A 20,997-nucleotide genomic window follows, 5' to 3' on the forward strand; every position below is an offset into this window, starting at 1 on the left:
AACGTAGTTCAAAATGACATTAAAACGGCGACTTTAAGCGTAATCACGCAAATTTGAAGAGGTTTTAACATATCCGTCATTTCAGCGTCACCTTAGCGCACGGTCGCCAATAATTGCCCCATCATCTGCTGCGCTTGTCGCAAATAGCCGCCGCCAAACAGATTGAAGTGATTGAGAACGTGATACAGGTTGTAAAGCATTTTGCGCGTTGCATAGCCAGCAGCCAGCGGCCACGCTTCCCGATATGCCGCATAAAAAGCGCCATCAAAGCCGCCGAATAATTCCGTCATCGCCACATCCGCCTCGCGGTCGCCGTAATACACCGCCGGATCAAAAATCACCGGCTGCCCATCCGCCAACGCACCGAGATTGCCGCCCCATAAATCGCCGTGCAGCAGCGATGGCTGCGGTTGATGATCCAGCAGCGCAGGCAGCGCCAGCCGCAACTGTTCGCCGCTGGTTTGCAATTGCCCACCGTAGCCATGCGCAGCCGCCAACTGGAGTTGATAACCCAGCCGCTGCTCGCCCCAAAATGCAACCCAATCAACCGTTTGCGTATTCAACTGCGGCGTTGCGCCGATGGTGTTGTCGCGCTGCCAGCCGAACTGCGCGGCGCTGGCGCGGTGCAATTGCGCCAGTTGCCGACCGACTTGCGCCCCGTTAACGTGACCGCTCAATTCCAACCATTCCAACACCACAAACGCCTGTTCACCCGCCACCCCAACACAAATCGGCTGCGGCACCCGCACCGCGTGCGCGGCTGCCAATTCCCGCAATCCCGCTGCTTCCGCCTCAAACATCGCCAATCGCGCTGCCGCATTCAGCTTGACGAAAAACGTGCGCTGCCCATCGCTGATCCGGTGCGCACGATTGATGCAGCCGCCGCCGATGGCGCGTTCATGGCGCAATTGAAATGGAGCGCCAGTGGCACTGCGAATGTGATCAGTAATCGTGTTCCATTGCGTCATACGGAAACCCAAATGATTGAAGAAAATAATAATTCAGCTATTCAGCTCTCTGCTGCGGCGACAGCTTCTATTGAACCGATGGTGATTTTACAGGTGGCGATTGATGTTCCGCTGATGACGCTGTTTGATTATTTACCACCGCTTGACGTTGCGTCGGTGGAATGGACGCCGGGAATGCGTTTACTCGTGCCTTTTGGTTCGCGCCAGCGCGTGGGCATATTGATGGGAATTGCGGCGGATAGCGATCACGCGCTGGCGCGACTCAAGCGCGTCGATGCAGTGCTGGATGCAAAACCACTGCTCGCGGCAGTGGATTTGACGTTGATTGGCTGGGCGGCTGCGTATTACCAACATCCAATTGGTGAGGCGCTGTTTACCGCGCTGCCGCCGCATTTGCGGAAAAAATCCCTTAAATCCCCCCAGCCCCCTTTTCCAAAGGGGGAGGAAAAGCCCATTGATCAATCCCCCCGCCCCCCTTTTCCAAAGGGGGGAGAAAGAAAAGCCCCCCTTAGAAAAAGGGGGGTTGGGGGGATTTGATCAAAAAAAGGCGGGATTTGAACTCAACGCCGATCAAATTACTGCGATCAACGCGATTCAAGCTGCGCTCGGTCGGTTTCAACCATTTTTACTTGACGGCGTGACCGGCAGCGGCAAGACCGAAGTGTATATCCAGTTGATTGCACAGGTGATTGCCAGCGGACAGCAGGCGCTGGTAATCGTGCCAGAAATCGGATTGACACCGCAGTTGCAAACCCGTTTTACCTCGCGCTTGCCGGGTGTGACGGTGGTGCTGCATTCGGCGCTCAAAGCCAGCGACCGCGCTCGGAATTGGGAACAAGCCGCGCTCGGCACGGCGACGCTGGTGCTGGGAACCCGCTCGGCGATCTTCGTGCCGCTGCCGCGTTTGGCGCTGATTGTGGTCGATGAAGAACACGATATGTCATTGAAACAACAAGATGGTTTTCGTTATTCAGCGCGAGATGTCGCAGTGCGCCGGGCGCAGTTGGTCGGTTGTCCGATCATTCTTGGCAGCGCCACGCCTGCGTTGGAAACGCTGCATAACGCCCAGCGCCAGCGGTATGACTGGCTGCAATTACCGCGTCGTGCTGGCGTGGCGCAGCCGCCGAAAATCAGTCTGCTCGATATTCGGCAACAACCGCTGCGGGCTGGATTGTCGATGGTGCTGCGCGAACGAATGCAGACGGAACTGGCGGCAGGCAATCAGATTTTGCTGTTTCTCAATCGGCGTGGTTATGCGCCAGTGCTGATTTGTCATGCCTGCGGCTGGATTGGCAATTGTCCGCAGTGCGATGTACGACTGACGCTGCATTTGTCGCCGCGTAAATTTTGGTGTCATCACTGCGGACGCGTGCAGCCAGTGCCGCAACATTGCCCCAGTTGCAAAAGTGCTGATTTGCGCATGATCGGGCGCGGCACCGAGCGGTTGGAGGAAGAACTGCAACCGCTGTTTCCAGATGCCACCATCGCTCGCATCGACAGTGACAGCACGCAGCGGCGCGGTGAATTGAAACGGCTGTTGAGTGCGGTGGCGCGTGGCGAAGTGCAAATTGTGTTGGGAACGCAAATGCTGGCAAAAGGTCACGATTTTCCTCGTGTGACGCTGGTGGGCATTCTCGATCTTGATGGAGTGCTGTATGCCAGCGATTTTCGTGCTCCCGAACGCGCCGCGCAGTTGATCATGCAAGTAGCGGGACGCGCTGGTCGTGCCGAGCGTCCGGGGCGGGTGATTTTGCAAACCCGTCATCCCGAACATGCGCTGCTGCAATCGCTGCTGCGTTCGGGTTATCGCGGTTTTGTCGCCGAAGCGTTGCGCGAGCGCGAAGACACGGAATTACCACCGTTCACACATTTGGCGCTGCTGCGGGCGGATGCGACTGATGCGTTAATCCCAATGGAATTTTTAAGCGAGGCAAAACGATTGGCGCTTGCGCTTCCTGAGACCGAGCACATTTTTATTCTCGGTCCAGCGCCATCTCCGCTGGTGCGACGAGTCGGGCGCTATCACGCGCAGTTATTGGTGCAATGCGCTGACCGAATGCGGCTACAGCGGTTTTTGAATCAGTGGGGTGGAGTATTACAAAAGCTAAAACGCGGCAAAGATTTACATTGGTCAATGGATGTTGATCCGATACTTTTTTCTTGAACATTGCGCAATAAAGCTAAGAGTAACCGTAGGTTGGGTTGCCGCTGTTGGCAACCCAACAACTGACACCGATATCACGGTGATTGAATTGCACTGTCATTGCACCAGCGAGGTCGTTTTTTCATATGTTGCAGTTGGTTTGATTGCGTCAACCCAACCTACGATTGCTGCGTAACTCCTACAATGTTAAGTAAAGTGCAGTTTATTGGATACTATGCGACAACCTTTTTTCAGACCACTCACCACTGCGCCGATGACCGTCGAAACACCGCACCGCTGCGCTCATATCGAGCGCAATACGCTTGAAACCCAAATCCATCTGCGCCTTGATCTCGATGGGAATGGGCAAGCACATTTTCAAACTGGCGTTCCGTTTTTAGAGCACATGCTCGACCAAATCGCCCGTCACGGTCTGCTTGATCTGGACATCACCGCCGTCGGCGATTTACACATTGACGCGCATCACACGGTCGAAGACCTCGGAATTACACTCGGTTTGGCGCTGGCTGCGGCGCTCGGCGATAAGCGCGGAATTCGCCGTTACGGTCACGCTTATGTGCCATTGGATGAGGCGCTGTCGCGGGTGGTGATCGACTTGTCAGGACGACCGGGTTTAATCTATCAAGTTGATTTTACCCGCGAAATGATTGGCAATTTCGATGTGGAACTGTTCCGTGAGTTTTTTCAGGGTGTGGTCAATCACGCCGGAATGACGCTGCACATCGACAATCTGCGCGGCAACAATGCCCATCATCAGGCAGAAACCATATTTAAAGCCTTCGGGCGGGCGTTGCGGATGGCAGTTGAACCAGACCCGCGTATGACCGGCATCATGCCGTCCACTAAAGGCAGTTTGTGAGCGATGTGCTCACCATTTTTCATTCCTGCGAGCACTTAAAGTCATGCTGTTAATTCCCGCAATTGATTTGAAAGACGGGCGCTGCGTCCGTTTACGCCAAGGGCGAATGGACGACGAAACGATTTTTTCTGATCAGCCGGTCGATATGGCTGGGCGCTGGGTCAACGAAGGTGCGCGGCGATTGCATCTCGTTGATCTCAATGGCGCATTTGCTGGCGAGCCGGTAAATGGCGCAGCGATTCGTGAGATTGCCGCTGCGTATCCCACGCTGCCGTTGCAAGTCGGCGGCGGCATCCGCGACGAGCGCACCATTGCCGCGTATCTCGACGCAGGCGTCAGTTATTGCATCATCGGCACGCAAGCCGTAACCGAACCGGAATTTGTCACTCGCGCTTGCCGCAGTTTTCCCGGGCAAATCATGGTTGGATTGGATGCGAAAAACGGTTTGGTGGCGATTAAAGGCTGGGCAGAAATCACCGCGCATCGGGTCGTCGATTTAGCGCAACGCTTTGAAAATGATGGCGTTGCCGCGATTATTTATACCGATATCGGGCGCGACGGCATGATGACTGGTCCCAACGTTGAAGCGACTCGCGCCTTGGCCGCCGCAGTACGCATTCCGATCATCGCCTCCGGCGGCATTACCACCATTGACGATGTGCGAGCACTGGCGGAAGTAGCCGACAGCGGCATCATTGCCGCAATTACTGGGCGGGCGATTTACGAAGGAACGTTAGATTTTGCTGAAGGACAACGACTTGCTGATCAATTAAATCCGCAGCAGGTAAAGTAAATGACAACAGATACTTGGTTAAATGCAGTGCGCTGGAATGAAGATGGGCTGATTGCAGCAATTGCGCAGGAAAGCGGCAGTGGTACGGTATTAATGCTGGCGTGGATGAATCGAGAAGCGTTGCAGCTCACGCGCAGCACCGGTCACGCCGTCTATTGGTCGCGCTCGCGCCAGCGACTGTGGCATAAAGGCGAAGAATCCGCTCATCAACAAATTGTGCACGCAATTCGTTTGGATTGCGACGGCGACGCCGTTCTATTAGAAGTGGAGCAAAAAGGCGGAATTGCCTGCCACACCGGGCGTCATCATTGCTTTTATCGCCAACTTGATGATAACGGCGTTTGGGTTGAAACCGTACCGGTATTAAAAGACCCCGCCACTATTTACTCTATTTGAATTAAATGCCATGAATGACATTCTCACACGTCTTGCAGCAATTCTCGAAGAACGTAAAACTGCCGATCCTGCATCATCTTATGTCGCCAAACTTTATGCCAAAGGTTTGGATGCAATTCTAAAAAAGATCGGTGAAGAAGCGACCGAAACTGTCATGGCAGCCAAAGACGGCATCCCCGATAAAATTATTTATGAGGTTGCTGATTTGTGGTTTCACACCTTAATTCTGCTGGCGCAGCAGAATTTACAACCAGAGCAAGTGCTTGCTGAATTAGATCGGCGTTTTGGCTTATCGGGTTTAGAAGAAAAAGCCCAGCGCACTGAATAACGGTATGACCGCATTTTCAGCAATTTCAGTGTTTATTGGCGCAGGCTGTGGCGCATTATTACGCTGGTTTCTCGGCAGCCGTCTTAATCCGCTATTTCCAACGATTCCACTAGGGACACTCACTGCCAATTTATTGGGTGGTTTACTGATTGGATTTGCACTTGTCTGCTTTGCGCGAAATCCCAATTGGATACCAGAAATTCGCCTATTCATCATTACCGGCTTTCTCGGTGGATTAACCACCTTTTCCACCTTTTCGGCGGAAGTAGTCAATTTGCTGGCGCGGAGTGAATACTGGTGGGGATTAGGTGCAATTATGGCACATTTAAGTGGCTCATTAGCAATGACTGCACTCGGCATCTGGCTGGCTTCTTCATTGCTGCGTGGTATGAGTTAAGCGATAGACAGCGCGAATAAAACCAACGATTAAGCTACGAATGTTATTGCGTCATTCATTGGGAATGCGCTCGCAAATTAGGTGACAAAACGATGCGCGAAGGTGCCAAAAAACGTTTAGCCGGATCGGTCGCTATTGTGGCATTAGCGGCGATTTTTGTTCCCATGCTATTTGAAGAAAAATCAATTGCACCGCCAGTCGTTGTTAATACGCCACCGGCTGAACCCCGATTCAATACCAGTCTTGATGATATTCTCGTTAATGACACGCCACCAGAAAATAATAACCCAATTATTGATAATCAGTACACTGAAAACACTCCACCGGTTGAAACAGATACTCAAACTCGGTCTGCGCCTATTGCAGCAGATGATTTTGATTCAGGTGGTGCTGTTCCAGAATTAAATATGACGCCGCAGCCATCACGTGCTACTTCATCGCGGGCAACCAGCGATGATTTTCCAAAATCGCCACCGGCGCGTACTGCCAATAAACCGAAAAAAACAAAACCAGCGCCGGAACCTGAAGAAGTTATTGCAACACCCAAACCTAAAAAGTCAGATCAAAAAGGAACTTGGGTAATTCAGGTTGCAAGTCTTGGTAATGAACAAACTGCCGCAGATTTACAAAATAAGCTGCGTAAAGCTGGATTTGCTGCCTTTATTGAAAAAGCCGAAGTACGCGGTAAACAGTATTATCGAGTGCGGGTTGGTCCAAGTAAAAGTCGTGCCAGTGCTGAACGCGCAGCATCTAAATTGCGAAATCAACAGAAACTGGAAACGTTTATTCAACGACAACCATAAATCATCGCATTTGATATTTTGAGGATTGAAATGCACTGGATTGATAATGCTATTATTCTTTTAGTGATGATTTCTGCGCTAGTCGGATGGATGCGGGCATCGTGCGGGAGTTATTATCATTTGTTACATGGATGATGTCGCTAGTATTAGCTTGGCTATTCCACCGCGATGTTGCCCAGTTACTCAGCACACAACTTGCACAGCCATCATTGCGCATTGCAATTGCTTTTACTGGGCTAATGTTTTTTGGTTTAATTATCGGTACAATTTTGACGACAGTTACAACCAAAGTTATTAGCAAAGTCGGTTTAACTCGCGTCAATCATATTATTGGATTGCTATTTGGAATGCTGCGCGGATTGATTATTGTTGCGATGCTGGTTTTTCTTGCCGCGCTTACACCATTACCAACAGCTGCTTGGTGGCAAGAATCTACTTTTATCAGTTACTTATTGAATGGGGCAAATTGGTTTGTTAATCAAATACCCGCTGATGTTCGAGAACGGCTAAAGCAACTTTAAGCCTTTGCCTTATTAAATGCTTAGGGCAGGAATACGGGTTTACCATGTTCCGTACTGAGTTGGTGCGCGTAATATCTTAATTACGCGCTTTGATAGATATCGCTAGTCTGCGGATTGGCAGTTGAGCATTACTCAATCATGCTCAAGAAAAAAGTGTCGGTTGTTTACTCATTGATCTTTCATCACTTCACTGCCTGACGTTGGCTCGCTGCCCATTTCAACTGCGTCTGGTTCAATAACATCTGGCGTTTCGCTATCTGCTGACGATTCAGGTTCCATTTGTTTTTCAGTGTAATCAGCGGGAATGTCAAATGTTGCAGCGAGAATAACTTCTTTGCGAATGACCTTAACTTCGCTTTCGGTTTCCATTTCGGTTCCCATCATCTGCATCTTCGTTTTAGTCAGAATGGGATAGCCTTTGATTTTAGCCATTTCTTCCTGCTGCGCCTTGCCTTCCGCCGAACCGGCCAGCAAACCATCAGCGCCAGACAAACTCATCATGTCGGTGAAGCGACTGACATCAACATCCACTGCCTCGGTCGCCCAGACTTCTTGCTCAATATTCATCATGCCGGTTTTGGAAACGAGATACTTTTTGCAATCCCAGTCGCCAATCTTTTTGGTTTCGCCAGTATCCGTCACGGTGATTTTCGTATTAGCGACCATTGCCCGCATTTGCTCCATGCCGGGCTGCGACATGCTTTCTTTAACCCGTTGGATATTGATCTGGTAATACTGTTTGGCAGCGTGATTCAGAAAGGTCATGTTGCCGGATGCTGGATCGACAATCATGTCCGTACCCTGCGGATCAGAACTTGTCACCTTCATCTTGCCGTTCGCCAAATAGGTCTTGCTCAATTCATCTTGTGGCGCTTCACCAGTCATGCCAGTGCCGCGATTGATGGTCTCAAAGTAAAAGCCAGTATCGTCAGCAAATGCGACGGGCAAACTCACCATCATGGTGAGTAACGCTGCAACAGTCAGTCGCAATCCCCGCAGTAACACGGAGGAATTGACGAACGTGGGAACATGGATAGCCATGGTAATTCCTTATTAAGTTTATGAAATGAAAAGCGTTTACAAATTAGCGAGCACACGCTGACACCATTATAAGTGGCTGACGCTGGCGCAGTGTGGTTTCTATATTTGAACTATGGAGCTGACCATAAAAACCCCAGCATTTGCATCGTTTTGAGTGCGCCGTCTCAGGATGTTTGCTCAGACTGCGCCTTGCGGTCAAAATGACTCAACACGTCATTGACTCAGAGAACCGCGCAATGTCCGACAAAGCTCCTTGGATTACCTTCCGCCCTGAACTCAAAGTGCTTGATTGCACCATCCGCGACGGCGGACTCGTCAACGCTCACCAATTCAGCGACCAGTTTGTGCGAGCCGCCTATTGCACCTGCGTTGCAGCGGGCATCGACTACATGGAAATCGGCTACAAAAACTCGCCACGGGTATTTCCAAAAGACAAATTCGGCGCGTGGCGTCATTGCGATGAAGACGATATTCGGCGTGTCGTCGGCGATCACGACCCAGTGAAAACTGGATTGAAATTGGCAGTGATGGCTGATGCAGGTAAAAGCGATTGGCAAACCCAATTAATTCCTGCTGCTGATAGCGTACTCTCAACAATTCGCGTCGCCTATTACGCCCATCAAGTCTCGGAAGCAGTGGATATGATTTATCACGCCACTGAATTGGGTTATGAAGCAACATCCAATTTAATGGCGGTTTCCAGTATTACCGAAGAAGAAATTGATACCGTTTTGGAAGCCATTGCCCCGACGCCAGCGAGTACGATGGTCATTGTGGATAGTTTCGGTTATCTCTATCGGGAACAGGTTGATCGGCTGTATCACAAGTATTCAGAAGCCTTGGCGGGTACTGGTAAAGAAATCGGTATTCACGCGCATAACAATCTGCAACTCGCTTTTGCGAATACCATTGAGGCAATCATTCTCGGCTGTAATCGCGTTGATTCCACTTTATATGGTTTTGGACGCGGCGCTGGCAATTGCAACACGGAAATTCTGCTCGGCTTCCTGCGCAATCCCAAATTCAATCTACGCCCGGTGATTGAGATGATTCAGAATCATTTATTGCCGCTGCGCAAAGAACTCGATTGGGGTCCATCAATTCCGTATCACATTACCGGCCAATTGAATCAGCATCCACGCAGCGCCATCGAATGGCGTGAAGGTGCAACTCCTGATGATTTCTTGAGTTTTTACGATAAAGTGGTTTCGGAGGTTTGAGTGATGACAGATGAAGCAACTCTGATTATTGAGAATCAATCCTATCAATTCCCTATTTGCAAAGGTTCAGAAGGCGAACGCGCTATTGATATTCAAGAACTGCGCAATCGTACTGGATATATCACGCTCGATCCTGGTTACGGCAATACCGGCAGTTGTCAGAGTGCGATTACATTTATTGATGGTGAAAAAGGCATTCTGCGTTATCGCGGTATTCCCATCGAACAATTTGAACAAGCGCCGAATTTTGTTGAAGTCGCGTGGTTATTGATTTTCGGTCATTTACCAAATGACGCAGAATATCAGACTTTTTCAACCGATTTAACGACCTGCGCTAACCTCGATGAAAGCATGAAACATCATTTCGAGGGTTTTCCACGCACAGCTCCACCAATGGCAATTCTTTCTGCCATGATTAACGCATTATCTTGTTTTCACCCGGAATTTTTTGAATTAGAAAATGAAGATCATTTTCGCGTTGCTGCTGCCGGTTTAATTAGTAAGGTGCGCACCATTGCTGCTTACGCTTATCGGCATTCAATTGGTCAGCCCTATATTTATCCCGATCCGGCATTGCGTTATGTACCCAATTTTTTACACATGATGTTCTCGCAACCCTATGCCGAGCATTTTTGTGAGCCAGTGGTACGCGATGCGATCAATCTTGTATTGCTACTTCATGCCGATCACGAGCAAAACTGCTCAACATCTACAGTGCGCATGGTCGGTTCCAGTCAGGCAAATCTGTTTGCGTCCTGCGCAGCGGGGGTGTGTGCATTGTGGGGACCGCTGCATGGTGGCGCCAATGTCGCAGTTTTAGAAATGCTGGAGCAAATCTATCAGGGACACATCAGCCCGGAGGATTACGTGCGGATGGCAAAAGATAAGGATAGCAAGGTACGACTGATGGGTTTTGGGCATCGGGTGTATAAAAACTTTGATCCTCGTGCCCGAATGCTGGCCAATGTCGCAGATCGACTGTTGACCACGCTCGGCGTACAAGACCCGCTGCTCGATATCGCTCGCAAACTGGAAGAAATCGCACTCAAAGACCCGTATTTCATCGACCGTCAGTTGTATCCGAATGTTGATTTTTATAGCGGAATCATCATGCGGGCAGTGGGAATTCCCACCAACATGTTCACGGTGATGTTTTCAATTGGACGGCTGCCGGGCTGGATTGCGCATTGGTGGGAACAGGCGAGCAGCACTGGCAACAAAATCGCTCGTCCGCGTCAAATTTACACTGGCGCTGGCATCACCAACCACGTGCCGCGAGATGCGCGTTAATCACCACGAATTGGGATAGAAATCACTCATGGCGTTGCGGATCAAAAGCCATTGGCAAAATGAAGCGCGAGAACGGTCGCTGCCGGAAATTGCGAGTGCGCTCGCGTTTATTGCATGGCGGCTGGCGCTCGATCAGGCGATCAATTTGCACTGCGAACGTTTTACTTATGCCAGCGATGCGCAGCGCCTGTTGGTGATTCAAGAATATCTGGTGTTTTTGCTACAAACGGCTGATCGACTGTCTCACGATCGGCTGTCAGACGAAGATCGCCGCATGTTGATGATTGCGCTGGCAAAAAAAGTAGTCGAGCACGTTCAAGACAACAGTCTGGATTTACTCGGCGCAGGCGATTACGGAACGCCATTTATTGAGTACCTCAATCTTCGTTCGGACGAATATGCGGCATTTCAATGGGATGAACAGGGACCGAGCTACGCGCTGCTGCGTCATCTCGGCTTTGAAATTCAAACGCTGATGGGCGCTGCGCCAGAAAATCGTTGGGTCATTGATCAAGTGATGGATCGTGATGGCTGGGATGCGTACAAAAAATTTACACGCGCACTCAATGAGTTATTCGAGTAAATGCCGCAACGCAAGTTCTATTCTTGCTTTTCCAGCCGCATATCACCATCATCTGCGCCGCGCTCGATGCGATGTCGTTGCGCATCCTCAGCGATTCATTCATCGCTAATTTCTGCTTTCCACTTCCTCACTCAGTTTTATTCGGTCGCCACTCCCAGTTTTTGCGCAGTTTGTGGCACCGAGCCTTATTAGAGAATTTCACGTTATGCAAATGAAGATCGGCGGGGATACGCTCGCATTGGATGTCAACATCCGTCGTCAGATTGAAAGCGAAGCCGAAAAATTTGCTGCTCGATTTCCTACTGGACAAATCGATGCTCAAATCACCATCCAAGAAGAATTTGATCCGCTGCACGGTCATCGCGTCCGTTGCGAACTCAGTGCCCGAGTCAGTCCGGGTTGCCAAATTGTAGTGCGAGATGCTCGCAAAACTGCCAGCGAAGCAATTCTCGAAGTGTTCACCACCGCTCGCCGCAATATCCGCCGTTCTCGGCGTCAAAATCTCCCCGCCACCGCACCACCAATCACCTGCGCTGCATCAGCGCAACTCGCCCGTTATTAAATGTAGGAGTTACGCAGTTGAAAAAAGTTGTCAGTCGTCAGTAAAAATAGCGTTATTACTGACAATCAAATCAATAGCTTGCATCTATAACTGCGTAACTCCTAAAATGCTCGCATTGCGTTTCAATACCAACATTGTATTGACTGACGCGCATCAACCCCCACGTTTGCCTCAGTTCAGCTCTCTTCAGGATCAATCCCATGAAAGTAGCCATCATCGGTGGTACTGGCTTTGTCGGTGTTCATCTCGTGCGTCATCTCGTCGCTGCCGGACACACACCCCGGCTGCTGGTGCGAGCGGGCAGCGACAGTAAAATTGCGCTGCGCAGCGAATGTGAATTGGTTTACGGACAAGTTGCTGATTCGTCGGCATTAAACGAATGCTTAACTGGCGCAGATGCAGTGATTTATCTCATCGGCATTCTGCGTGAGTTTCCAGCGCAAGGAATCACCTTCGAGGCGCTGCAATATCAAGGCGTGGTGGACACCATCGCTGCTGCGCAGGCAACTGGTGTCAACCGCTTTGTGTTGATGAGCGCCAACGGGATTCATGCTGACGGAACAGCGTATCAGCGCACGAAATATCAGGCAGAACAGGCGCTTAAAGCCTCAGGATTGCGGTGGACGATTTTTCGCCCATCCGTGATTTTTGGCGATCCGCAGGGACGCATGGAATTTTGCTCCCAGCTCAAACAGGACATCATCGACAGCCCGCTGCCTGCGCCATTGTTTTATCAGGGTTTATCGCCGTTGAATGCCGGTAGTTTTGAATTGGCACCGGTCAGTGTCGAAGATGTCGCAGCGGCGTTTACGCTGGCATTGACCGAAACCCGCACTGAATCACAGACTTACAGCCTATGCGGAGCGCAGCGATACAGTTGGAAAGCGATTTTACAAACCATCGCTGCTGCGTCCGGCAAATCAAAATGGATGGTTCCTGCGCCAGCATTTGCCATTCAAACGATGGCGGGATTGCTGGATCGTTATGCGTGGTTTCCGATTTCTCGCGACCAATTGCAAATGCTGTTGGAAGGGAATGTGTGCAATGAAAACGACGGTTTTGCGCGTCTTGGTTTAACGCCTACGCCGTTTAATGCAGCGCAATTGCGTTATTTATAAAAAAGCGGTGATGAAATAGGATGTAGCCAAGTTTAATTGCTACATCCTACTGATTTTATTAACTATCGCGCTGCCATACCAAAGTACGGTTATTTACCGGCATGGTGTGATTTGCGACCAACCGTAAACCGTGTTGATTGCCAAGTGCTTGCAAATCGTCAATATCGCGCAGTCCCATGCGCGGGTCTTGAGCGCGTAGCCGCATATCAAACTGTTGATTGCTTTCACTGGTAAAACGTCCGCCTTCGTTAAATGGTCCGTACAGCGCAAACAACCCGCCGGGCGTCAAAATCGTACCGATCCCGCAAAACATAATGGCGACATCAACTGCGGACATGATGTGCGCAGTATTGGCGCTAAACACTGCATCAAATACTTCGTGCGGCCAGTGACCACCGACATCGAGCAGCAGTGGTGGTGGCAAATTAGGCAACGCTGCTTCATCCAACCACAGCCGCATTCCCGGCAAATTGTCTTCCATTTCACTGGTTTGCCAAATCAGATGCGGCATGGCTGCAGCGAAAAACACTGCGTGTTGACCCGTACCGCTGCCAATTTCAAGCACGCGATGCGCGTGTTGAAACAGCGGTTGAATCACCGCCAAAATCGGCTCGCGGTTTTCGACACTCGATGTTGAAAAAGGCTTTTCAGAATAAGGCATTAGCGATTCTCCTGCGTCGGCAATGCAACATCAACCATGATCTCGTTGCGCCGCAAAAAACCGGGCGTCCACGGATCGTTGTAATAAGCGTAAATCGGTGCTGCGACCGCGTTCAAACCTCGCGCTTTGAGCCACTCACGTAGCGCCAGCTCTTGCGTTTCAATCAATTCATCCGTTGCCCGACCGCTGAAACGCACCACTGCACAATGACGCGGCGGCAGATCGCGCAATTGCACTTCCGCATTGGCTGGCGCAGGCAGCGTGTCGCGGCGATAACCTGCCGGCATGATAAAACGCACCGTCCATGCGCCATTTTCGTTCTGCGTTTGCGTCACCGGCACAGTCATCGCAATGGATTCATCGCGTTGCTGAATCACCGGCGCAGTCATTGCCACACGCTCGCCCGTCCGTTCTTTGGCAAAAATGTAACCCGCCAGCGGAGAAAACCCCGCTCGTAACGCCGCTTTGCGTGTTCCTTCTCGCGTCACTTCCGCACCACCAGCGGTGGATAATCACGAATTCAAACGCTCCTCTTGTATAACGATTTGATAAACCGGCGTTTCAACGTTTTGCACGATAAACACAAAAACCGCCAGCGCAGTGACTGCGAGCGCCAATAGCGCAGCGCCAATAATGAGAATAATTTTCATCGGTGTTGATAATTCCTGAACCAAGTTAAGTAAATTAGCAACTAGGGTACGCAGCAGCAGCGGGATTGTCATTGACAACATTACGGTTGCCTCACACCTATACAATTGCACCAAGATCGCCGATTAACGCGCTATTTGATGGAGGCTCTATGTTGGTTGGGGCATTACCGACAATCCTGATTGTTGACGACTCACCGGAAAATCTCACGGTATTGAGTGAATTGTTGCAGCTCAATTATCGGGTTCGTGCCGCCACCTCTGGCGAAAAGGCATTGCGTATTGCCACCACTCCGCCGTGGCCGGATTTAATTTTGCTCGACGTGATGATGCCGGGAATGGACGGTTATGAAGTATTCACGCGCCTGCGCCGCGAGCCGTTGACCCGTGAAATTCCGGTAATTTTCGTGACGGCGATGGACAGCGCAGATGCCGAATTGCGGGGATTAGATGTCGGCGCAGTGGATTACATCGCCAAACCCATTGTGCCGCCGATTTTGCTGGCGCGAGTGCGCACTCAGTTGGAATTAAAACAAGCGCGAGATTGGCTGAAAAATCAAAATGCTTATCTCGAAACCGAGCTGGCGCGACGGATGCAGGAAAATCTGGTGGTGCAGGATGTGAGTATTCATGCGCTCGCCCATCTCGCCGAAATCCGCGATCCCGAAACGGGGAACCATCTGCGGCGAACGCAGCGGTATGTGCGGGCGCTGGCGCAGCAGTTACAACGTCATACGCAATTCGCTGACTTTCTCACCGACCGCGTGATTGACCAATTGACCAAATCCGCACCGCTGCATGACATCGGCAAAGTCGGCATTCCCGATTCGATTTTGCTCAAGCCCGGCAAACTCACGCCAGCCGAATGGGAAGTGATGAAAACCCACGCCAAACTCGGCAGCGATGCGATTGAACAGGCCGAGCGTGACGCGGATCGCGTAGTCGAATTTCTCGTGCTGGCCAAAGACATCGCCCATTATCACCACGAAAAATGGGACGGCAGCGGTTATCCCGAAGGACGTTCTGGCAGCGATATTCCGATTGCTGCGCGGTTGATGGCGCTGGCGGATGTGTTCGACGCGTTGATTTCGCCGCGTGTGTATAAACCGCCGATGCCATTTGCCGATGCGCTGGAAATCATCGTTGCTGGGCGCGGCAAGCATTTTGATCCCGATGTAGTCGATGCGTTTCTGACGGTATTCGAGGAATTTCGCTCCATCGCCGAGCGTTATGCCGAACCGCTTGCGGAATAACGCCGCGCTCACCGCAAAAACTCGTGCTTCACTGCGTATCTTCAAATCTTCCACAGTCACACCCGCCGCATAATGACCGCCACTGCGCCGTCACCATGCGGCGCGTGTTTCACTCAATCACGTCTTTGGAGTTTTTGCATGTCTACACCACCGCTCAATATCGTCGTCATTGGTGGCTCCGCCGCCGGACCAAAAGCTGCCGCCAAAGCGCGGCGAATGGATGAACACGCCAACATCACCATCATTCAAAAAGAAGCCGATTTATCAATGGCATCCTGCGGCTATCCGTATTACGTCGGCGGCGTGTTTGATGACCGCAATCAATTGATTTGTACCTCCGCAGGAATTGTCCGCGATCCGAATTTTTTTAATGCCGCCAAACGAATTGAAGCCAAAGTTTTAACTGAGGCAGTGGCAATTGATCGCAATACAAAAACCGTCACTTGTAAACATGTACCGACCGGTGAATTAACCACGCTGGCGTATGACAAATTGGTGATTGCAACCGGCGCATCTGCGTTATATCCGCCAATTGCTGGCGCAGATTTGAGTGGAATTTATACGCTGCATTCACTCGGTGATGCCGATGCAATTCGCGCGATTCGTGACCAAAAGCAGGCGACGCGAGCAGTGGTTGTCGGTGGCGGTTTAATTGGATTTGAAGTGTGCGAGGCGCTGCATTTGGCCGGCATTCACACGACCGTGATTGAAAAAATGCCGTCGATTCTGCCGTTTCTCGACCACGATTTGGCGTTACTGGTCGCCAATCATGTGCGCAGTTTTGATGCCGACATTATCACTGGTAATGGCGTTGCGGCGTTTCTCGGCGATAACGGCGCAATCACCGGCGTTAAGCTCGACAACGGAACCGAGCTGCCATGCCAATTGGCAGTGGTTGCGGTCGGTGTGCGTCCGAACATCGCGCTGGCGCAGGCAGCGGGATTGGACATCGGCGCAGCGGGCGGAATCGCAGTCAACGAATTCATGCAGACTTCCGACCCGGACATTTACGCAGCGGGTGACTGCGTGGAATGCACCTCGTTGATTACCGGCGAAAAAGTCCGCGCTCCTTATGGCGACATCGCCAATTTACAAGGGCGCGTGATTGGACAAAACCTGATCGCGGAAGGCAGCGCCAAATTCCCCGGCATCACGCACACCGGCATTTGCAAAATTTTCGATTACACCGTTGGTTTCACTGGTTTAAGTGCAACACGGGCGCTGGCGCTGGGATTGGACATCGAAACCGTGATGATTGCGGGCTTGGACATTCCGCCGTATATGCAGGGCAAGTTGCTGATTAGTAAAATGATTGCGGATCGAAAAAGCGGGCGAGTGCTGGGTTTTCAGTGTATCGGACCAGGCGACGCAAGCAAACGGGTGGCAACGGTGGCAATGGCGCTGCGCGGTCAATTGACGGTGACGGATTTAGTCAATGCCGATTTGCCGTATGCGCCGCCGTATTCAATGGCGCTGGATCATGTGATTACCGCAGCGCAGGCATTAGAAAATAAACTGCTGGGAAGAATGCAGGGAATTTCAGTTGCGGAAGTGAAACAGCGCGTGGATCACGGCGCGGATTGTTTCATTATTGATACGCGCACACCTGCCGAATTTGAAGAATTGCGGTTAGGAATTGGTGAGGTGTTAATTCCGCAGGGCGCATTGCGCAGCCGTTTACATGAATTGCCGCAGGATAAAAGCAAAGAAATTATTGTGTACTGTCGTGTTTCTTTGCGTGGTTATGAAGTAGCGGCGATTTTACAAGGGCACGGTTGGAATAATGTGAAGGTCATGGAAGGCGGCATTGCTGCTTGGCCGTATTCCCGCGAGAAATAATAGAGATGGTGTGGAGTGCAATCTGCATTCCACACGCTTAACCGCTAGCATTGTGTTTTTCTAACAGCACATTGATCTGTTTAAGCTGGCTGATTTGCTGTTTTAAGTTGTCAATTTCTTTATCGCGCTCTTGCAATAATAAAAGCGCCTTTTCTAATTCATTACCGCATTGAGTCTCAGTTAAAACGATGTTTCCATGTGAGATATTGCTGTGATTACAACTTTCTACCAGATTAAATACATTTTTGTCGTTCAAATTTAATAATTGCTGCAAATCCATACCCATTGCTTTTGCGATTTTTCCGAGTTGATCGACTTTAACATCTGTTTCACCGCGCTCAATTTTAGCGTAGCCATTTAATGAATAACCCAGCTTTTCCGCCATCTCTTCCTGTGACCAACCTTTATATTGACGCATCACCTTGAGCTTTTCGTGAATGTGCATGAAATACCCCTAAAAGTAGTGGAAAAGTAGAGTGTTTGTGGGTTTTATCTTCAGTGGGATGATTCTATCCTAGCATCCGTCACAAGACAAATAGTAATTGGGAGAATTTGAAATGGCCAGTAAGTCAGAAGTTGTGGCATCCTTGAAGAAACAGCGATTGGTTGATGATCCAGAAAGTTGGATGAAGTTGGCTACCCTTATTGCTTGCACCAGTGTAAAAGTTAAGGAAGGCAAGAGTTTGGATTCTGCAGTTTACGATTGCTATAAAGAAATCAATAAGTAGCAACGCGCATTGGTATACAGTCATCACAAACTATCCTATCAAGATAAAGTGAGCTGATTACCAACGCTAGGTAGTGCTCTGATTGTAGAACAGATTGTCCTATTGATCAGAGCATTTTTGATTGTAGGTGTTAAATATAGGTATCTATATGGTTGATAAGCAAAAACAGGAAGAAGTGCTGAAAGTATTCAAAGAACTCTATAACAAGTTGCCACCAACAGGTAAATCTATTGCTAATGGAGCTATAGCTGGAGCTGCTGTCGGCAGTGTCGTACCTGGTCTTGGGACTGGAATAGGGGTGTTCGTTGGTGGCGCTGCTGGCTTGGCGTATAAAGTAAGACAAAAGTTCAAAAGTAAGACAGATTCAAAAGAAAATGATTGATATGGCGTGTAAATTGGGTTGCTGCTGTTTCCATAATACCAACATTTAACCATCAAACGCCCTTGGGAAACCGGGGCGTTTTTTGTTGTGTTGCCTAAAAATTTAGGTAGGATAAGCATCACAGCAGCCAACTTCATTGTTCATTTACGAGGTCAATTAAAGTGATGTTGCAAACAATTGAGGTAGAGATTGACGCTAATGGTCAAGTGCATCCACTCGAACTGCGTGACCGTCTTCCAATGGGTCGCGCTTTGCTCACGCTGTTAAATGAGCCGATGGAGACAACGCTATTAGCAGAAGCCGCATTATCTGAAGATTGGCTGAAACCAGATGAGGATGAAGCATGGAGCATGGAGCGATTAGCCGGACATCGATCAAGCGGTAATGCTTTGGGAAAACTACCAACAGTGTAAGTCGCAAATGCGTAAAAAAAATAATTATGGCACTCACTCGTCATTTCAAAGAAACCGTTGTTGCTCGTGTGCAAAGTGATCCGGCGTTTGCGCAAGCGTTATTCGATGAAGCTATTAACCTATTTCTTAATGGTGAATCCGACACCGCCAAACTCGTTTTGCGCGATCTAATAAATGCGACGATTGGATTTGAATCTTTATCTCAAAAAATTCACAAACCAATCAAAAGTTTACACCGAATACTATTTAGTTCCGGCAATCCAAACATGAATCACATTTCAGTAATTTTTGCAGCGGTAAAACGCACGCTCAAAATTGAAACTCGTAAATGAATAACACACAATTTAATGAATTGCTAGAAAGTGTTCGAGATATGGGTTGTTACATGCAAGACGGTGGCAGGAATACGACTGCACGAATTCCCTGAGCCAGATGTTAAAGCAATTCGTGAGCGCACTGGATTATCTCAAGATCAATTCGCTCATCTCATTGGCATCAAAGCGAAACCCTGCAACACTGGGAACAATGTCGTATACGTCCAGCCGGATCAGCGCGAGCGCTATTAAAGATCATTGAAACAAATCCCTCAGTGCTATCGGTACTGCATCATCAATTGTGAAACCTGTTCTGCAACGTATCAACGTTTAATCAGCAAACGCCATTGGGAAACCGAAGGCGTTTTTTGTTGTGTTGCCTAAAAATTTAGGTAAAAATTGACGCTAATAGTAAAATACATCCACTCAAACTGCATGACCGCCTTCCAAATAAACCCTAATGTTTAAACAAATTAAATTGTTAACTCTTGGCTGTCGTCTTAATGAAGCCGAATTAGAAAATTGGGCAGACGATTTTTATCAATACGGTTTTGAGATCGTTAACGAGAATGCACCTGCAGATTTAATCGTGATTAACACTTGCGCAGTAACGGCGCAAGCCGTGCGTAAATCACGCCAATTATTGCGGCAACAACAGCGCAATAACCCAAATGCGCAATTAATCGTCAGTGGTTGTTTGGCAACGCTAGAAGCTACTGCGTTAGCGCAGGAGCGCGGTGTGACTTTGTTGATCAAAAATAGCGATAAAGATCAACTGGTTGATCTCGTGATGTCGCATTTTTTCCTCACTAAAAAAGAAATTAGGGACGATTTCGCCACTCCGTTGTTTGCTCGCAACCGACAACGCGCTTTTATCAAAGCACAAGACGGCTGCCGGTATCAGTGTACCTTTTGCATCACAACTCAGGCTCGCGGCGTAGAACGCAGCCGTCCTCGCGCCGAAATCGTTAATTTGATCAATCGCTTGCAAAAAGTAGGAATTTGGGAAGTAGTATTAACTGGCGTGCAACTCTGCGGTTATGGCAGCGATTGTGGCGATAATCTGACGGCACTGGTCGCCCATCTGCTCGCAGTCACGACGATTCCGCGCCTGCGTCTTGGCTCGCTGGAGCCGTGGGATTTACCTATTGATTTTTGGGCATTATTTGCAAATTCGCGCTTGCTGCCACATCTGCATTTGCCGCTGCAAAGTGGTTCAGATGCGGTGCTGCGCCGCATGGGTCGGCGTTGTAAAGCGTATGAATTCATGAAGTTAGTTGAAATTGGGCGAGCGCAAGTGCCAGGGTTAAATCTGACCACCGACATCATCGTCGGATTTCCGGGTGAAACTGTTGCTGATTGGCAACAAACATTGCAGTTGGTGGAGTCGGCGCAGTTTGGACATGTCCATATTTTCAACTATTCGCCCCGCACTGGAACTATTGCCGCAACTTTGCCACATCAAATTGATGCAGCAATTAAAAAACAGCGCAGCGAAGAGTTAAAGATGCTGGCACAAAAATTAAAACAGCAAGTATTAACAGCGCAAATTGGACAACAGGTGACGGTATTAATTGAAGGCGCAGACGCAGCACCAACATCTGTGCGTTTTGGTTATACACCAAATTATTTGCCGGTGCGGATTAAACCTCTTACTGCAATTGGTGAACACCGGCTCATTGATGTACAACTTACGGATTAACAGTAGATGGTGAGG

The 20,997-nt window shown here is 49.6% G+C and carries 27 protein-coding genes; 21 read left to right on the forward strand and 6 right to left on the reverse strand.

Annotated elements, in window-relative coordinates:
- Nucleotides 1–92 precede the first annotated feature (92 nt).
- Nucleotides 93–968, reverse strand: a complete 876-nt coding sequence (locus CXB77_RS15695) for a fructosamine kinase family protein (RefSeq protein ID WP_105074592.1) — start codon at nt 966–968, stop codon at nt 93–95.
- A 12-nt stretch (nt 969–980) separates the two neighbouring features.
- Between CXB77_RS15695 and CXB77_RS24780 the strand changes: the two genes are divergently transcribed.
- From CXB77_RS24780 to CXB77_RS15735, 9 genes are all read left to right on the forward strand, one after another.
- Entirely contained in the window at nt 981–1,505 is a 525-nt protein-coding gene (locus CXB77_RS24780; RefSeq protein ID WP_431520744.1) for a hypothetical protein, read from the forward strand.
- On the forward strand, nt 1,423–3,132 hold the full coding sequence (locus CXB77_RS15700) for a primosomal protein N' (RefSeq protein WP_431520745.1): 1,710 nt from the start codon (nt 1,423–1,425) through the stop codon (nt 3,130–3,132). Before CXB77_RS24780 ends, CXB77_RS15700 begins: the two co-directional genes overlap by 83 nt.
- Before the next feature lie 253 nt (nt 3,133–3,385).
- Nucleotides 3,386–3,991, forward strand: coding sequence for an imidazoleglycerol-phosphate dehydratase HisB (gene hisB / locus CXB77_RS15705; protein WP_105074792.1), 606 nt, complete (start codon nt 3,386–3,388; stop codon nt 3,989–3,991).
- A gap of 43 nt (nt 3,992–4,034) precedes the next feature.
- Nucleotides 4,035–4,784, forward strand: coding sequence for a 1-(5-phosphoribosyl)-5-[(5-phosphoribosylamino)methylideneamino]imidazole-4-carboxamide isomerase (gene hisA / locus CXB77_RS15710; RefSeq protein WP_105074593.1), 750 nt, complete (start codon nt 4,035–4,037; stop codon nt 4,782–4,784).
- Nucleotides 4,785–5,180 carry a phosphoribosyl-AMP cyclohydrolase gene (gene hisI / locus CXB77_RS15715; RefSeq protein WP_105074594.1) on the forward strand — a complete coding sequence of 132 codons (396 nt, stop codon included), beginning with the start codon at nt 4,785–4,787 and terminating at the stop codon, nt 5,178–5,180. It begins immediately after the preceding gene.
- 10 nt (nt 5,181–5,190) lie between these two features.
- Nucleotides 5,191–5,508, forward strand: a complete 318-nt coding sequence (locus tag CXB77_RS15720) for a phosphoribosyl-ATP diphosphatase (RefSeq protein ID WP_105074595.1) — start codon at nt 5,191–5,193, stop codon at nt 5,506–5,508.
- Between the two features lie 4 nt (nt 5,509–5,512).
- Nucleotides 5,513–5,905: a fluoride efflux transporter CrcB gene (crcB, locus tag CXB77_RS15725; RefSeq protein WP_105074596.1), complete on the forward strand. Its 393-nt coding sequence runs from the start codon at nt 5,513–5,515 to the stop codon at nt 5,903–5,905.
- A gap of 92 nt (nt 5,906–5,997) precedes the next feature.
- Nucleotides 5,998–6,708, forward strand: a complete 711-nt coding sequence (locus CXB77_RS15730) for an SPOR domain-containing protein (protein WP_105074597.1) — start codon at nt 5,998–6,000, stop codon at nt 6,706–6,708.
- 86 nt (nt 6,709–6,794) lie between these two features.
- Nucleotides 6,795–7,229, forward strand: a complete 435-nt coding sequence (locus CXB77_RS15735; protein ID WP_105074598.1) for a CvpA family protein — start codon at nt 6,795–6,797, stop codon at nt 7,227–7,229.
- Nucleotides 7,230–7,397: 168 nt separating this feature from the next.
- On the opposite strand, the gene CXB77_RS15740 is transcribed toward CXB77_RS15735, so the two are convergent.
- Complete coding sequence (locus CXB77_RS15740; RefSeq protein ID WP_105074599.1) at nt 7,398–8,270, reverse strand: DUF4412 domain-containing protein; 873 nt, start codon at nt 8,268–8,270, stop codon at nt 7,398–7,400.
- Nucleotides 8,271–8,506: 236 nt separating this feature from the next.
- Here CXB77_RS15740 and CXB77_RS15745 point away from each other — a divergent pair, with 236 nt between their 5' ends.
- The 5 genes from CXB77_RS15745 to CXB77_RS15765 all read left to right on the forward strand — a co-directional run bounded on the left by CXB77_RS15745 (nt 8,507) and on the right by CXB77_RS15765 (nt 13,043).
- A complete protein-coding gene (locus tag CXB77_RS15745; RefSeq protein ID WP_105074600.1) occupies nt 8,507–9,490 on the forward strand; it encodes an aldolase catalytic domain-containing protein in 984 nt (327 codons plus the stop codon).
- Nucleotides 9,491–9,493: 3 nt separating this feature from the next.
- Nucleotides 9,494–10,780, forward strand: a complete 1,287-nt coding sequence (locus CXB77_RS15750; RefSeq protein ID WP_105074601.1) for a citrate synthase — start codon at nt 9,494–9,496, stop codon at nt 10,778–10,780.
- Between the two features lie 28 nt (nt 10,781–10,808).
- Complete coding sequence (locus tag CXB77_RS15755) at nt 10,809–11,363, forward strand: hypothetical protein (protein ID WP_105074602.1); 555 nt, start codon at nt 10,809–10,811, stop codon at nt 11,361–11,363.
- Nucleotides 11,364–11,568: 205 nt separating this feature from the next.
- A complete protein-coding gene (locus CXB77_RS15760; protein WP_105074603.1) occupies nt 11,569–11,925 on the forward strand; it encodes an HPF/RaiA family ribosome-associated protein in 357 nt (118 codons plus the stop codon).
- A 200-nt stretch (nt 11,926–12,125) separates the two neighbouring features.
- Nucleotides 12,126–13,043, forward strand: coding sequence for an NAD(P)H-binding protein (locus CXB77_RS15765; RefSeq protein ID WP_105072367.1), 918 nt, complete (start codon nt 12,126–12,128; stop codon nt 13,041–13,043).
- Nucleotides 13,044–13,101: 58 nt separating this feature from the next.
- On the opposite strand, the gene CXB77_RS15770 is transcribed toward CXB77_RS15765, so the two are convergent.
- Genes CXB77_RS15770 through CXB77_RS22385 form a run of 3 tightly spaced genes read right to left on the reverse strand, consistent with a single transcriptional unit; the run spans nt 13,102 to nt 14,435 of the window.
- Nucleotides 13,102–13,704: a DUF938 domain-containing protein gene (locus tag CXB77_RS15770; protein WP_105072368.1), complete on the reverse strand. Its 603-nt coding sequence runs from the start codon at nt 13,702–13,704 to the stop codon at nt 13,102–13,104.
- Nucleotides 13,704–14,192: an SOUL family heme-binding protein gene (locus CXB77_RS15775; protein ID WP_242445773.1), complete on the reverse strand. Its 489-nt coding sequence runs from the start codon at nt 14,190–14,192 to the stop codon at nt 13,704–13,706. The genes CXB77_RS15770 and CXB77_RS15775 overlap by 1 nt, the downstream gene beginning before the upstream one ends.
- Before the next feature lie 24 nt (nt 14,193–14,216).
- Nucleotides 14,217–14,435 (reverse strand): hypothetical protein, encoded by a 219-nt coding sequence (locus CXB77_RS22385; protein WP_242445774.1) that lies wholly within the window; start codon nt 14,433–14,435, stop codon nt 14,217–14,219.
- A 68-nt stretch (nt 14,436–14,503) separates the two neighbouring features.
- On the opposite strand from CXB77_RS22385, the gene CXB77_RS15780 reads away from it, so the two are divergent.
- Nucleotides 14,504–15,604: a response regulator gene (locus CXB77_RS15780; RefSeq protein WP_105072369.1), complete on the forward strand. Its 1,101-nt coding sequence runs from the start codon at nt 14,504–14,506 to the stop codon at nt 15,602–15,604.
- A gap of 138 nt (nt 15,605–15,742) precedes the next feature.
- Nucleotides 15,743–17,443, forward strand: a complete 1,701-nt coding sequence (locus CXB77_RS15785; protein ID WP_105074604.1) for an FAD-dependent oxidoreductase — start codon at nt 15,743–15,745, stop codon at nt 17,441–17,443.
- 37 nt (nt 17,444–17,480) lie between these two features.
- On the opposite strand, the gene CXB77_RS15790 is transcribed toward CXB77_RS15785, so the two are convergent.
- The gene (locus CXB77_RS15790; protein WP_197711082.1) at nt 17,481–17,864 is read right to left on the reverse strand and encodes a helix-turn-helix domain-containing protein; all 384 of its coding nucleotides are present in this window, start codon (nt 17,862–17,864) and stop codon (nt 17,481–17,483) included.
- A 136-nt stretch (nt 17,865–18,000) separates the two neighbouring features.
- Between CXB77_RS15790 and CXB77_RS19915 the strand changes: the two genes are divergently transcribed.
- The 5 genes from CXB77_RS19915 to mtaB all read left to right on the forward strand — a co-directional run bounded on the left by CXB77_RS19915 (nt 18,001) and on the right by mtaB (nt 20,982).
- Nucleotides 18,001–18,171: a hypothetical protein gene (locus CXB77_RS19915; protein ID WP_172452705.1), complete on the forward strand. Its 171-nt coding sequence runs from the start codon at nt 18,001–18,003 to the stop codon at nt 18,169–18,171.
- 148 nt (nt 18,172–18,319) lie between these two features.
- On the forward strand, nt 18,320–18,553 hold the full coding sequence (locus CXB77_RS15800) for a hypothetical protein (RefSeq protein WP_105074607.1): 234 nt from the start codon (nt 18,320–18,322) through the stop codon (nt 18,551–18,553).
- Between the two features lie 164 nt (nt 18,554–18,717).
- Entirely contained in the window at nt 18,718–18,966 is a 249-nt protein-coding gene (locus tag CXB77_RS15805) for a hypothetical protein (RefSeq protein WP_105074608.1), read from the forward strand.
- A gap of 26 nt (nt 18,967–18,992) precedes the next feature.
- Nucleotides 18,993–19,298 carry a transcriptional regulator gene (locus CXB77_RS15810; protein WP_105074609.1) on the forward strand — a complete coding sequence of 102 codons (306 nt, stop codon included), beginning with the start codon at nt 18,993–18,995 and terminating at the stop codon, nt 19,296–19,298.
- A gap of 442 nt (nt 19,299–19,740) precedes the next feature.
- The gene (mtaB, locus tag CXB77_RS15820; RefSeq protein WP_105074610.1) at nt 19,741–20,982 is read left to right on the forward strand and encodes a tRNA (N(6)-L-threonylcarbamoyladenosine(37)-C(2))-methylthiotransferase MtaB; all 1,242 of its coding nucleotides are present in this window, start codon (nt 19,741–19,743) and stop codon (nt 20,980–20,982) included.
- Nucleotides 20,983–20,997 lie beyond the last annotated feature (15 nt).

The sequence above is a fragment of the Chromatium okenii genome, assembly GCF_002958735.1.
Taxonomy (GTDB): domain Bacteria; phylum Pseudomonadota; class Gammaproteobacteria; order Chromatiales; family Chromatiaceae; genus Chromatium; species Chromatium okenii_A.